Source organism: Nocardioides lianchengensis (genome assembly GCF_900101465.1).
Classification (GTDB): Bacteria; Actinomycetota; Actinomycetes; order Propionibacteriales; family Nocardioidaceae; genus Nocardioides; species Nocardioides lianchengensis.
Window position 1 is genome coordinate 63017 of record NZ_FMZM01000007.1, and the last position, 13712, is coordinate 76728.

Genomic DNA, 13712 nt, shown 5'->3' on the forward strand with positions numbered 1-13712 from the left:
TCTTCGCTCCCCCGCTTCGCTCCTCCGCGAACAACTCCGCGGGGACCCCGAAAGGTTGGTGGCCAGTGACCAGCGCAATCACCGACGAGACGTACGCCGAGCTCGAGTCCATCGCCGCCCGCTACCCGCAGCCGCGCTCCGGTCTGCTGCCGATGCTGCACCTCGTGCAGTCGGCCCAGGGCCGGATCACCCCGGAGGGGATCGAGGCCTGCGCCGACATCCTCGGCATCTCCGCGGCCGAGGTCAGCGGCGTCGCGACCTTCTACACGATGTACAAGCGCAAGCCGGTCGGCGACTACCACGTCGGCGTCTGCACCAACACGCTCTGCGCGGTGATGGGCGGCGACGAGATCTTCGCCCGCCTGAAGGACCACCTCGACGTCGGCAACGACGAGACCACCACCGACGGCAAGGTCACCCTGGAGCACCTCGAGTGCAACGCGGCCTGCGACTACGCCCCGGTGATGATGGTGAACTGGGAGTTCATGGACAACCAGACGCCGCAGTCCGCGGTGGCCCTGGTCGACGACCTCCGCTCCGGCAAGGAGGTCACCTCCACCCGCGGCCCGCGCATCTGCACCTGGCGCGAGGCGGAGCGGGTCCTGGCCGGCTTCCCCGACGGCCGTGTCGACGAGGGCCCGGCCGCCGGCCCGGCCTCGCTGGTCGGCCTCGGCATCGCCCGCGAGCGCGGCTGGACCGCTCCCGACAGGGATCAGGGCGACGGCGGGCACGGCGTGCCCGAGCAGCCCGCCCAGGCGGTCGAGGGCGCTCGCGTGTCCGACGACAAGCAGGCCGAGCAGGCCGCGGTCGAGGAGAAGGCGCCGACCACCACCACGGCGGCTGAGAAGGAGGACGCGGAGTGACCAGCATCCTGACCCCGGTGCTCACCGACAACTGGGGGGACGAGCGCGCCTGGACGCTCGCGTCGTACGAGGCGCGCGGCGGCTACGACGCCCTCAAGAAGGCGCTGACCATGGCGCCCGACGACATCATCTCCGCGGTCAAGGACTCCGGCCTGCGCGGCCGCGGCGGCGCGGGCTTCCCGACCGGCATGAAGTGGTCGTTCATCCCGCAGGACAACCCCAAGCCCAAGTACCTCGTCGTCAACGCCGACGAGTCCGAGCCGGGCACCTGCAAGGACATCCCGCTGATGATGGCCTCGCCGCACACCCTGGTCGAGGGCGTGATCATCAGCTCCTTCGCCATCCGCGGCAACAAGGCCTTCATCTACATCCGCGGCGAGGTGCTGCACGTGATCCGCCGGGTGCAGGCCGCGGTCGCCGAGGCGTACGCCGCCGGCCACCTCGGCACCAACATCCACGGCTCCGGCTACGACCTCGACATCGTGGTGCACGCCGGGGCCGGCGCCTACATCTGCGGCGAGGAGACGGCGCTGCTCGAGGGCCTCGAGGGCCGTCGCGGCCAACCCCGCCTGCGCCCGCCGTTCCCGGCCGTCGCCGGTCTCTACGCCAGCCCGACGGTCATCAACAACGTCGAGTCGATCGCATCGGTGCCGAGCATCGTCGGCAACGGCGCGGAGTGGTTCGCCAGCATGGGCACCGAGAAGTCCAAGGGCTTCGGCATCTTCTCGCTCTCCGGCCACGTCAACCGCCCGGGGCAGTACGAAGCCCCGCTCGGCATCACCCTGCGCGAGCTGGTCGACCTGGCCGGCGGCATCCGCGCCGGCCACCAGCTGAAGTTCTGGACGCCCGGCGGCTCCAGCACCCCGCTGCTGACCGCCGAGCACCTCGACCTGCCGCTCGACTTCGAGGGGATGGCCGGCGCCGGCACCATGCTCGGCACCCGAGCCCTCCAGCTCTTCGACGAGACGGTGTGCGTCGTCCGCGCGGTGCTGCGGTGGACCGAGTTCTACAAGCACGAGTCCTGCGGCAAGTGCACGCCCTGCCGCGAGGGCACCTGGTGGCTGGTCCAGACGCTGGCCGCGCTGGAGAAGGGGCAGGGCTCCGAGTCCGACCTCGACCTGCTGCTCGACCAGTGCGACAACATCCTGGGCCGCTCGTTCTGCGCCCTCGGCGACGGCGCGACCAGCCCGATCACCAGCTCGATCAAGCACTTCCGCGACGAGTACCTCGCCCACCTCACGCACGGCGGGTGCCCCTTCGACGCGAGCCGGTCCACGGCCTGGGCCGGACTGGAGGCGATGGCATGACGGTCTCGACAGGCTCGACCAACGGGGTGGAGCGCACCGACCTGGTGTCCGTCACGATCGACGGCGTCCAGGTCAGCGTCCCGAAGGACACCCTGGTGATCCGGGCGGCCGAGCAGGCCGGCGTCCAGATCCCGCGGTTCTGCGACCACCCGCTGCTCGCACCGGTCGGCGCCTGCCGCCAGTGCCTGGTCGACATCCCCGACGCCGGCAACGGCCGCGGGTTCCCGAAGCCGCAGGCCTCCTGCACGCTGCCGGTCGCCGAGGGCATGGTCGTGAACACCCAGGCCACCAGCCCCGCAGCCGACAAGGCGCAGCAGGGGATCATGGAGTTCCTGCTGGTCAATCACCCGCTCGACTGCCCGGTCTGCGACAAGGGCGGCGAGTGCCCGCTGCAGAACCAGGCCATGTCGAACGGGCGCGGCGAGTCCCGGTTCGAGGGCGTCAAGCGCACCTACCCGAAGCCGATCAACATCTCGGCCCAGGTGCTGCTCGACCGCGAGCGCTGCGTGCTCTGCGCGCGGTGCACCCGCTTCTCCGAGCAGATCGCGGGCGACCCGTTCATCGCGCTGGTCGAGCGCGGTGCGCTCCAGCAGGTCGGGATCTACGAGAAGGAGCCGCTGCAGAGCTACTTCTCGGGCAACACCATCCAGATCTGCCCGGTCGGCGCGCTGACCTCCGCCGAGTACCGCTTCCGCTCGCGGCCCTTCGACCTGGTCTCGACCCCGTCCGTCGCCGAGCACGACGCCTGCGGCTCCGCCATCCGCGTCGACCACCGCCGCGGCAAGGTGATGCGCCGGCTGGCCGGCAACGACCCCGAGGTCAACGAGGAGTGGATCACCGACAAGGACCGCTTCGCGTTCACCTACGCGCAGCAGCCCGACCGGCTGACCTACCCGCAGGTGCGCGGGGAGGACGGCGAGCTCCGTCCCGCGTCCTGGCCCGAGGCGTTCGCCGTCGCGGCGCGCGGCCTGCAGGCCGCGGGGGCGACCGGCGTGCTCACGGGCGGCCGGGTGACGGCCGAGGACGCCTTCGCCTACAGCACCTTCGCCCGGGTCGCCCTCGGCACCAACGACGTCGACTTCCGGGCCCGCCCGCTGTCGTCGGAGGAGGCCGAGTTCCTGGCCGCCGAGGTCGCGCTGACCCACCCCGACACCGGCTCCCCGACGTACGCCGACCTGGAGTCCGCCGCGACCGTGGTCCTGCTCGGCCTCGAGCCCGAGGACGAGGCGGGCGCGATCTTCCTGCGGCTGCGCAAGGCCCACCAGCAGCACGGCACCCGCGTCCTCGCGGTCGCGCCGTACCGCTCGCGCGGGCTGCGCAAGATGGGCGGTCAGGCGATCATCGCCGCCCCGGGCGCGGAGGCGGCGGTGATCGAGTCCCTCCTCGAGCAGGCCGAGTACGGCGTCGACAGCACCGCGGTGATCCTGGTCGGCGAGCGGCTGGCCACCTCGCCGGGTGCCCTCTCCGCCGCCGCGGCGCTGGCCCGCAAGACCGGGGCCAAGCTGGCCTGGGTGCCGCGCCGGGCCGGTGACCGCGGCGCGGTCGAGGCCGGCTGCCTGCCCACCCTGCTGCCCGGTGGTCGCCCCGTCTCCGACCCGGCCGCCCGCGTCGACGCCGCGGCCAGCTGGGGCGTCGACACGCTGCCCGACGCCCCCGGCCGCGACGCCGACGCGATCGTGGCCGCGCTGGTCGACGGCCAGCTCGGCGGCCTCGTGATCGGCGGCGTCGACCCCGACGACACCAGCAACCCCGCCGCCACGCGCGCGGCGGTCGAGGCGGCGTCGTTCGTCGTCGCCCTCGAGCTGCGCGAGACCGACGTGACCCGGGCCGCCGACGTGGTGTTCCCGGTCGCGCCGGTCAGCGACAAGGCCGGCACATTCATCACCTGGGAGGGTCGCCCGCGGCCCTTCGAGGCGGTCTTCAGCAACCCGGCCTCGCTGCCCGACCTGCGGATCCTGGCCGGCATCGCCGAGGAGCTGGGTCACCCGCTCGGGTTCCGCACCGTCGCCGACGTCCGCGCCCGGATGGCCGAGATGGGTCCCTGGGACGGCCAGCGGCCCGCGACCCCGTCGTACTCCTCGGGCGGCGGAGCCGCCGGTGCGATGGGCGGCGTGCGGATCGCGAGTTGGAAGCAGATGGTCGACCTCGGCACGATGCAGGACGGCGACGAGCACCTGCGTGCCACCGCCCGGATGCCCGTGGTCCGGGTGCCGGCGGCGATCTTCGAGCAGCACGGCCAGCTGGTCACCCTCACCGGTGACCGCGGCTCGGTCACGCTGCCCGCGGTCATCAACAAGGAGCTGCCCGACGACGTGGTCTGGGTGCCGGCGAACTCGGTCGGCCGCGGCGTGCTCGCCGACCTCGCCTCGCCCGGCTCGACGGTCACCGTGAAGGGAGCGGGCGCGTGATCCTCTCGACCCTGCCGCTGGCGGCGGACGACACCAGCCTGGCCGACTTCGGCCAGGACCCCTGGTGGATCATCCTGATCAAGACCTTCCTGATCTTCCTGATCCTGGTGCTGCTCACCCTGTTCAACATCTGGTGGGAGCGCCGCGTCGTCGCCCGGATGCAGCACCGCATCGGGCCCAACGTCAACGGACCCTTCGGCCTGCTGCAGTCGCTGGCCGACGGCGTGAAGCTGGCGCTGAAGGAGGACATCATCCCGAAGGCGGCCGACAAGGCGGTCTTCCTGATCGCCCCGGTGCTGGCCGTGGTCCCCGCGTTCGTGACGTTCTCGGTGATCCCCTTCGGACCCGAGGTCACCCTGTTCGGCGAGCGCACGCCGCTGCAGCTGACCGACATGCCGGTCGCCGTGCTGTTCGTGATGGCCATCGCCTCGATCGGCATCTACGGCATCGTGCTCGGCGGCTGGTCCAGCGGCTCGACGTACTCCCTGCTGGGTGGGCTGCGCTCCAGCGCCCAGATGATCTCCTACGAGGTCGCGATGGGCCTCGCCCTGGTCGCGGTCTTCCTGTACGCCGGCTCGATGTCGACCTCCGAGATCGTCGAGGCCCAGGACAATCTGTGGTTCGGCCTGATCCTCGCGCCGTCGTTCGTCATCTACACGATCGCCATGGTGGGCGAGACCAACCGCGCGCCGTTCGACCTCCCCGAGGCCGAGGGCGAGCTGGTCGGCGGCTTCCACACCGAGTACTCCTCGCTGAAGTTCGCCCTGTTCTTCCTGGCCGAGTACATCAACATGGCCACGGTGTCGGCGCTCGCGACGACCCTGTTCCTCGGCGGCTGGCACGCGCCGTTCTGGATCGACGAGCTGTACGCCGGGTTCAACGAGGGCTACTGGCCGGTGCTGTGGTTCTTCGGCAAGGTGCTGGCCTTCATCTTCGTCTTCATCTGGCTGCGCGGCTCGCTGCCGCGGCTGCGCTACGACCAGTTCATGGCCTTCGGGTGGAAGCGGCTGATCCCGGCCGCGCTGCTGTGGATCATCGCGGTGGCCACCATCCGCGCGATCTCCCTCGAGGGCGGCATCGACCGTCAGTACCTCCTGATCGGGATCGGGGTGCTGGTGGTGCTGTTCCTGGCTCTCTTCTTCTTCACCGACGAGGACGCCGACGGCGACGAGGAGCCCGCGGCGGCTCCGGCCGCGCCGGCGTCCGGCTCGTTCCCGGTCCCGCCCATGCCCGCCGGTGGCGCCGTCCGCGGTGCGGCCGAGCCGCTGACCTTCAGATCCAGTTCCACGGTCCCGGCCGGGGAGGAGCACTGACATGCCCACGTTGAAGGAGCAGTTCTGGGACCCGGTCGCCGGGTTCGGGGTGACCTTCCGGACGATGTTCAAGAAGGTCGTCACCGAGCAGTACCCCTTCGAGAAGCTGCCGACGGCGCCCCGCTTCCACGGCCGCCACCAGCTGAACCGCTGGCCCGACGGGCTGGAGAAGTGCATCGGCTGCGAGTTGTGCGCCTGGGCCTGCCCGGCCGACGCGATCTACGTCGAGGGGGCCCAGAACGTCGACACCGACGACGGCTCCGGCCGGTTCAGCCCGGGGGAGCGGTACGGCCGCGTCTACCAGATCAACTACCTGCGCTGCATCCTCTGCGGACTGTGCATCGAGGCCTGCCCGACCCGGGCGCTCACGATGACCAACGAGTACGAGCTGGCCGACGACAACCGCGCCGACCTGATCTACGAGAAGTCCGACCTCCTCGCCCCGCTGCTGCCGGGCATGGAGCAGCCGCCGCACCCGATGCGGCTCGGCGACGACGAGGGCGACTACTACCGCGGCGCGACCCGGGCGCCCGCGAGCGGGACCGAGGGGGCCCCGGAGTGAGCCCCGCGTTCTACGTCCTGGCGCCGATCATGGTCATCGCGGCGCTCGGCATCCTCTTCGTGCGCAAGGCCGTGCACGCGGCCCTGCTGCTCGCGGTCGTGATGATCAGCCTCGCCATCCTGTACGCCGTGCTGGAGGCGCCGTTCCTCTTCGCGGTGCAGATCATCGTCTACACCGGCGCGATCCTGATGCTGTTCCTGTTCGTGCTGATGCTGGTCGGCGTCGACGCCTCCGACTCCACGGTCGAGACGATCCGCGGCCAGCGGGTGCTCGCGGTCATCGCCGGCCTGGTGCTCGGCGTGCTGCTCCTGCTCGGTCTCTCCCAGATCGCGCTCGGGACCGTGGTCGGCCTGGAGGAGGCCAACAGCGGCGGCAACATCCAGGGGCTCGCCAACATCCTCTTCTCCCGCTACGTCTTCGCCTTCGAGGTCACCAGCGCGCTGCTCATCACCGCGGCGATGGGCGCGATGGTGCTCGCCCACCGCGAGCGGCTGACGCCCAAGGCGACCCAGGCCAGCCTGGCCGCCCAGCGGGTCCGCGACTACGCCGAGAAGGGCGAGCACCTCGGCCCGCTCCCGGCCCCCGGTGTCTTCGCCCGCCACAACGCGGTCGACACCCCGGCCCTGCTGCCCGACGGCACGGCCTCGGCGCTGTCGGTCTCGCGGGTGCTGGCCGCCCGCGGCACGGTCCGCTCCGCGCCGGCGCTGGCCGACGACATCGAGGAGGTCCAGCGCTCGCTGGGCGGCGTGCCCGGCGGTGCCGGCTCGGCCGCGGACACCTCCGCCGGGTCGGGCCACAACACCGAGCGGGGGACCGGCGTACCGCCGTCCCAGGTCGATGACCCGTCCGAGGAAGGGGACCGCTGATGGACGACGTGACGCCGTACATCATCCTCTCGTCGATCCTGTTCACCATCGGCTGCGTGGGCGTGCTGACCCGCCGCAACGCCATCGTGGTGTTCATGTGCGTCGAGCTGATGCTCAACGCGTGCAACCTCGCGCTGGTCGCCTTCGCCAAGCAGCACGGCAACCTCGACGGTCAGGTCGCCGCCTTCTTCGTGATGGTGGTGGCCGCGGCCGAGGTCGTCGTCGGGCTCGCGATCATCATGACCATCTTCCGCACCCGTCGTTCGGCCTCGGTCGACGACGCGAGCCTGCTGAAGTACTAGGAGTCCTCGATGTACCTCTTGTCCGACGCGGGCCACGTCCCCGTGGTCGCGCCGACCGGTGCGGACGGCATCTACTCGCTGATGTGGCTGGTCGTCGCGCTGCCGCTGCTCGGTTCCGCGGTGCTGCTGCTCGGTGGCCGGTTCACCGACCGCTGGGGCCACCTCCTCGGTACGGCGATGCCGATCGGCTCCTTCGTGATCAGCCTGCTGATGTTCGTCGACCTGCTCGGCCGCGACGAGGCGGACCGTCAGGTCGGTCAGCACCTCTACGACTGGATCGACGTCGGCAGCCTGCACATCGGCATGGACCTGCTCTACGACCCGCTGTCCGCGCTGTTCCTGCTGCTGATCACCGGCGTCGGATCGCTGATCCACGTCTACTCGATCGGCTACATGGCGCACGACCCGCGCCGGCGCCGGTTCTTCGGCTACCTCAACCTGTTCGTCGCCGCGATGCTGATGCTGATCCTCGCGGAGAACTACCTCGGCCTGTTCCTCGGCTGGGAGGGCGTCGGCCTGGCGTCGTACCTGCTGATCGGCTTCTGGCAGCACAAGCCGTCGGCGGCCGCGGCGGCCAAGAAGGCCTTCGTGATGAACCGGGTCGGCGACATCGGCCTGGCGCTGGCCATCGCGCTGATGTTCGTCACCTTCGGCACCACGAGCTTCTCCGGGGTGAGCGCGCTGGCCGGCGGCGCGTCCGAGAACACCCTCACCGCGATCGGCCTGCTGCTGCTCCTCGGCGCCTGCGGCAAGTCCGCCCAGGTCCCGCTGCAGGCCTGGCTGCTCGACGCCATGGAGGGCCCGACCCCGGTCTCCGCGCTCATCCACGCGGCGACCATGGTCACCGCCGGCGTCTACCTCGTCGTCCGCTCCAACTTCATCTTCGAGCTCGCCCCGCACGCGCAGACGGTGGTGGTCATCGTCGCCACGGTCACGCTGCTGTGGGGTGCGGTCCTCGGCTGCGCGAAGGACGACATCAAGAAGGTGCTGGCCGGCTCCACGATGAGCCAGATCGGCTACATGATGCTCGGCGCGGGCCTCGGCACCGCCGGCTACGCGTTCGCGATCTTCCACCTGCTGACCCACGGCTTCTTCAAGGCCAACATGTTCCTCGGGGCCGGCTCGGTCATGCACGGCATGAACGACGACGTCGACATGCGTCGGTACGGCGCGGTGCGCCACGCCATGCCGGTCACCTTCCTGACCTTCGCGATGGGCTACCTGGCGATCATCGGGTTCCCCGGCTTCTCCGGCTTCTGGTCGAAGGACAAGATCATCGAGACCGCGCTGGCCGAGAACTGGCTGGTCGGGGTGCTCGCCCTGCTGGGCGCGGGCGTCACCGGCTTCTACATGACCCGACTGATGCTGCTGACCTTCTTCACCGAGAAGCGCTGGAAGGACGACGTCCACCCGCACGAGTCACCGGGCGTGATGACCTTCCCGCTGATCGTGCTCGCGGCCCTGTCGGTGCTGAGCGGCGTGCTGCTGCTCGGGGACTGGATCGTCGACTGGCTGAGCCCGGTCGTCGGTCATGCCGAGCACCACGAGCCGCCGATCCCGGCCCTCGCGGTGACCGGCCTCGCGGTCCTGGTCGTCGCCGTCGGCGTGGCGATCGCCTGGTTCCTGGTCGGCAAGCGCGAGGTCGCGCTGACCCCGCCCGAGGACGTCTCGTTCGTCACTCGCGCGGCCCGCCGCGACCTCTACGGCGACGACATCAACGACACCCTGGTCGTGCGTCCCGGGGGCGCGCTGACCCGCGCGCTGGTCCGGCTCGACAGCAGCGGTGTCGACGGGGTGATGGCGGGCGGACCCGCCCAGGTCGCCGGCATCGCCGGGTTCCTGCGCCGCGCGCAGAACGGCTTCGTCCGCACCTACGCCCTGTCCCTGCTCGGCGGCGTCCTGCTCGTCGTCCTGGCCCTCCTGGCGGTGAACCTCACGTGAACGAGTTCCCCTGGCTCACCGTGCTGATCGCGGTGCCCCTCGTGGGCGCCGTCGTGGCGCCGTTCCTGCCGAAGGCCAACCCGGTCCTCGCCAAGCAGTTCGGCGTCGCGGTCGCCCTGCTCACCCTCGCGGTGGGGGTCGCCGTCGCCGTCCAGTACGACGTCGACGCCGGCATGCAGATGCAGGAGCAGCACACCTGGATCGAGGCGTTCGGCGTCCACTACGCCCTCGGCGTCGACGGCCTGGGCCTGCTGCTGATCCTGCTCACGGCCCTGCTGGTGCCGATCGTGCTGGTCGCGAGCTGGCACGAGGGCGACGAGAACCCGGCCGCCTTCGTCGGCTGGACCCTCGCCCTCGAGGGCCTGTCGCTGGCGGTCTTCGCCGCCACCGACGTCTTCCTCTTCTACGTCGTCTTCGAGGCGACGCTGATCCCGGCGTACTTCCTGATCGGCGGCTTCGGCCGCGAGGGCCGCGGCGCGGCCGCGTTGAAGTTCCTGATGTTCCAGCTCGGCGGCGGCCTGGTGCTGCTCGGCTCGGTGATCGGCCTCTACGTCGTCTCCGCCGACCAGGGCAGCCCGTCGTACCTCCTGGGCGACCTGGCGCAGCTCGACATCTCGACCGAGGCCGGCCGCTGGCTGTTCGCGGGCTTCTTCATCGCGTTCGCGGTCAAGGCGCCGCTGTTCCCGGTGCACACCTGGCTGGCCGACACGACCGAGAAGGCCACCCCCGGCACCAGCGTGCTGCTGGTCTGCGTGCTCGACAAGATCGGCACCTTCGGGATGCTGCGCTTCTGCCTGGGCCTGTTCCCCGAGGCCTCGCAGTGGGCGACGCCGGTCGTGGTCGTGCTGGCCCTGATCTCGATCGTGTACGGCGCGTTCGTGGCCATCGGCCAGGACGACGTGCTGCGGCTGATCGGCCTGACCTCGCTGAGCCACTTCGGCTTCATCACCCTGGGCATCTTCGTGTTCAGCACCCAGGGCGGCACCGGCTCGATCCTCTACATGGTCAACCACGGCCTCGGCACCGCCGCGCTGTTCCTGGTCGCGGGCTACCTGATCCGCCGCCGCGGCACCACGCTGATCAGCCAGATGGGCGGTCTCGAGAAGGCCACCCCGGTGCTCGCGGGTCTCTTCCTGGTCGCCGGCCTGGCGACCCTGGGCCTGCCCGGCCTAAGCCCGTTCGTCTCGGAGTTCCTGGTCATCCTGGCCGCCTTCGACTACCGGTGGTACGTCGGCGCGGTCGCCGTCACCGGCATCGTGCTGGCCGCGATCTACGTGCTGTGGATGTACCAGCGCACGATGACCGGCCCGACGCCGCCCGAGGTCGAGGGGACCCGGGACGCCAGCGTCCGCGAGGTCGCCGCCGTGGCGCCGCTGATGGTCGCCCTGGTGCTCTTCGGCTTCTACCCCGCGCCGCTCCTCGACGTCGCCAACCCTGCGGTCGAGTCGCTGCTGTCCCATGTCGGCGTGAGCGACGACCCGCCCACGGTCGACCCCGCGGACGTGCCGCCGCACTCCTACTCTGAAGGGGAGGCTCACTGATGGACTTCACCAAGCCCACCATCGAGTACGCCGAGCTCTCGCCGCTCCTGATCGTCTTCGGCGTCGCGATCCTCGGCGTCCTGGTCGAGGCCTTCCTGCCGCGCGAGCGCCGCTACCTGTCGCAGGTCGTGCTGTCCTCCGTCGGCCTGGTGGCCGCGCTGGTCGCGACCGTCTGGGTCGGCGTCGACCTCGGCAAGGTCGGCGACGGCGCCGCCCGCGGCCTGGTGGCCGCCGAGGGCACCGTCGTGGTCGACGGCCCGAGCGTCTTCCTCTGGGGCCTGATCCTGGTCTTCGCGCTGGGCGGGGTGCTGCTCTTCGCCGAGCGCCGTCTCGAGGCCGGGGTGTCGGTCTTCGCCGGCCAGGCCGCCGCGCTGCCCGGCACCGAGGCCGAGCGCCAGGCGTCCACCCGCGGGCTCGACCACACCGAGGTCTACCCGCTGCTGATGTTCGCCGTCGGCGGCATGCTGCTCTTCCCGGCGGCCGGCGACCTGCTGACGATGTTCGTCGCGCTCGAGGTGCTCTCGCTGCCCCTCTACCTGCTCACCGGCCTGGCCCGGCGCCGGCGGCTCCTCAGCCAGGAGGCCGCGCTGAAGTACTTCCTGCTCGGCGCCTTCTCCTCCGGCTTCTTCCTGTACGGCGTCGCGCTGATCTACGGCTTCGCGGGCTCGATGCAGCTGGAGCGGATCGACGCCGCCGTCCGCGCCAACGTCGAGAACCAGGCCCTGCTCTACATCGGCATCGGCATGCTCGCCGTCGGCCTGCTGTTCAAGGTCGGCGCCGTGCCGTTCCAGGCCTGGACGCCCGACGTCTACCAGGGCGCCCCGACCGCGGTCACCGCGTTCATGGCCGCCGGCACCAAGATCGCCGCCTTCGGCGCGCTCCTCCGGCTGTTTTACGTCGGCTTCGGCGCGGACCGCTGGGGCTGGCAGCCGATGCTGTGGATCATCGCGATCCTCACCATGCTGATCGGGGCCGCGCTGGCCATCGTGCAGACCGACGTGAAGCGGATGCTCGCCTACTCCTCGATCGCCCACACCGGCTTCCTGCTGACCGGGGTGCTCGGCGTGCAGAGCGCCACCGAGCTGGCCGACGGCGAGGTCACCTCGCTGCAGGCGGTGCTGTTCTACCTGACGACGTACGGCTTCGCGACGATCGGTGCCTTCGCGATCGTGACCCTGGTCCGTGACTCCGGCGGCGAGGCGACCTCGATCCAGCGGTGGGCCGGCCTGGGCCGGCGCTCGCCGCTGGTCGCCGGCGTGTTCGCGTTCTTCCTGCTGTCGCTGGCCGGCATCCCGCTGACCGCGGGCTTCGTCGGCAAGTGGGCGGTGTTCACCGTCGCCCTGTCGGCAGGGGCCTGGCCGGTCGTGCTGACGGCGATCGCGTCGAGCATCATCGCGGTCTACTTCTACGTGAGCTTCATCCGGCTGATGTTCTTCACCGAACCGGACGGGGGCGCGGAGGGTGAGGTGGCGAGCGTGACCAGTCCGTCGATCCTGACCTCGGCCGCGATCGTCATCGCCCTCGCCGGGACCGTGGTCCTGGGCATCGTGCCCGGCCCTGTTCTCGATCTCGCGGCCCATGCGGGACAATTCATCAGGTGAGCCCACAGCACGGCAGCAACCTCGCTCTCCCGGTCACCGACCCCGCGCTCGAGGCGCGGCTGTCCGAGCGGCTGATCGAGGTCGAGAAGGCCCTGTACGGCCACGTCCAGAGCCGGTTCCCCTACGTCACCGAGGCGGCCAGCCACCTGCTCGACGCCGGCGGCAAGCGGTTCCGCCCGCTGCTGGTGCTGCTCGCCGCCGAAGCGGGGGAGCACCCGACCGCCGATGAGGTCCTGACCGCCGCGTGCGTCGTGGAGATCACCCACGTCGGCTCGCTCTACCACGACGACGTGATGGACGAGGCGGCCCTGCGCCGCGGCGCCGACTCGGCGAACGCGCGCTGGGACAACCACGTGGCCATCCTGACCGGCGACTTCCTCTTCGCCCGCTCGTCCGAGCTGACCGCGACGCTCGGCGCGGACGCCGTGCGCATCCAGGCCGAGACGTTCACCCGCCTCGTCGAGGGCCAGATCCTGGAGACGGTCAAGCCCGGACCCGGTGCGGACCCGCTGGCCCACTACCTCGACGTCGTCGCCGGCAAGACCGGTTCGCTGATCGCCACCTCGGCCCGCTACGGCGCCCGCTTCGGCGGTGCCGGGCCCGAGATCGAGGAGGCGCTGGCGGCGTACGGCGAGATCGTCGGCTCGGCCTTCCAGCTCTCCGACGACATCCTGGACATCGCCTCCGAGTCCGCCGAGTCCGGCAAGACCCCCGGCACCGACCTCCGCGAGGGCGTCCCGACCCTGCCGGTGCTGATGGCCCAGGCCTCGACCGACCCCGAGGACGCCCGGCTGCTGGAGCTGCTGGCGGCCGACCTCACCGACGACGACCGGCACGCCGAGGCGCTCGACCTGCTGCGCAAGCACCCCGCGATGGACGAGGCCCGGGCCTACGTCATCGCCCGCGCCGAGGAGGCGAAGGCGCTGCTCGTCGTACTCCCGGACGGGCCGGTGCGAACCGCGCTCGAATCGTTCGCCGACGTCGTCGCGGTCCGCTCGGTCTGACGGG

11 protein-coding genes are annotated in these 13712 nt (G+C 71.0%); all 11 read left to right on the forward strand.

Annotated elements, in window-relative coordinates; translation table 11 throughout:
• Positions 1–65: 65 nt before the first annotated feature.
• From nuoE to BLT76_RS13690, 11 genes are read left to right on the forward strand one after another with little or no spacing between them, the layout of a single operon-like run.
• Complete coding sequence (nuoE, locus tag BLT76_RS13640) at positions 66–863, forward strand: NADH-quinone oxidoreductase subunit NuoE (protein ID WP_090856843.1); 798 nt, start codon at positions 66–68, stop codon at positions 861–863.
• Complete coding sequence (gene nuoF / locus BLT76_RS13645; protein WP_090856846.1) at positions 860–2170, forward strand: NADH-quinone oxidoreductase subunit NuoF; 1311 nt, start codon at positions 860–862, stop codon at positions 2168–2170. Before nuoE ends, nuoF begins: the two co-directional genes overlap by 4 nt.
• Positions 2167–4578 (forward strand): NADH-quinone oxidoreductase subunit G, encoded by a 2412-nt coding sequence (locus BLT76_RS13650; protein WP_090856849.1) that lies wholly within the window; start codon positions 2167–2169, stop codon positions 4576–4578. The genes nuoF and BLT76_RS13650 overlap by 4 nt, the downstream gene beginning before the upstream one ends.
• On the forward strand, positions 4575–5891 hold the full coding sequence (gene nuoH / locus BLT76_RS13655) for an NADH-quinone oxidoreductase subunit NuoH (protein ID WP_244509405.1): 1317 nt from the start codon (positions 4575–4577) through the stop codon (positions 5889–5891). The genes BLT76_RS13650 and nuoH overlap by 4 nt, the downstream gene beginning before the upstream one ends.
• 1 nt (position 5892) lies before the next feature.
• Entirely contained in the window at positions 5893–6453 is a 561-nt protein-coding gene (gene nuoI, locus BLT76_RS13660) for an NADH-quinone oxidoreductase subunit NuoI (protein WP_090856852.1), read from the forward strand.
• On the forward strand, positions 6450–7319 hold the full coding sequence (locus BLT76_RS13665) for an NADH-quinone oxidoreductase subunit J (protein ID WP_280139648.1): 870 nt from the start codon (positions 6450–6452) through the stop codon (positions 7317–7319). Before nuoI ends, BLT76_RS13665 begins: the two co-directional genes overlap by 4 nt.
• Entirely contained in the window at positions 7319–7621 is a 303-nt protein-coding gene (gene nuoK, locus BLT76_RS13670) for an NADH-quinone oxidoreductase subunit NuoK (protein WP_090856854.1), read from the forward strand. Before BLT76_RS13665 ends, nuoK begins: the two co-directional genes overlap by 1 nt.
• A 9-nt stretch (positions 7622–7630) precedes the next feature.
• Positions 7631–9562, forward strand: coding sequence for an NADH-quinone oxidoreductase subunit L (gene nuoL / locus BLT76_RS13675; protein ID WP_090856857.1), 1932 nt, complete (start codon positions 7631–7633; stop codon positions 9560–9562).
• Complete coding sequence (locus BLT76_RS13680) at positions 9559–11103, forward strand: NADH-quinone oxidoreductase subunit M (RefSeq protein ID WP_090856860.1); 1545 nt, start codon at positions 9559–9561, stop codon at positions 11101–11103. The genes nuoL and BLT76_RS13680 overlap by 4 nt, the downstream gene beginning before the upstream one ends.
• A complete protein-coding gene (nuoN, locus tag BLT76_RS13685) occupies positions 11103–12704 on the forward strand; it encodes an NADH-quinone oxidoreductase subunit NuoN (RefSeq protein WP_090856863.1) in 1602 nt (533 codons plus the stop codon). The genes BLT76_RS13680 and nuoN overlap by 1 nt, the downstream gene beginning before the upstream one ends.
• On the forward strand, positions 12701–13708 hold the full coding sequence (locus tag BLT76_RS13690) for a polyprenyl synthetase family protein (RefSeq protein WP_090856866.1): 1008 nt from the start codon (positions 12701–12703) through the stop codon (positions 13706–13708). Before nuoN ends, BLT76_RS13690 begins: the two co-directional genes overlap by 4 nt.
• Positions 13709–13712 lie beyond the last annotated feature (4 nt).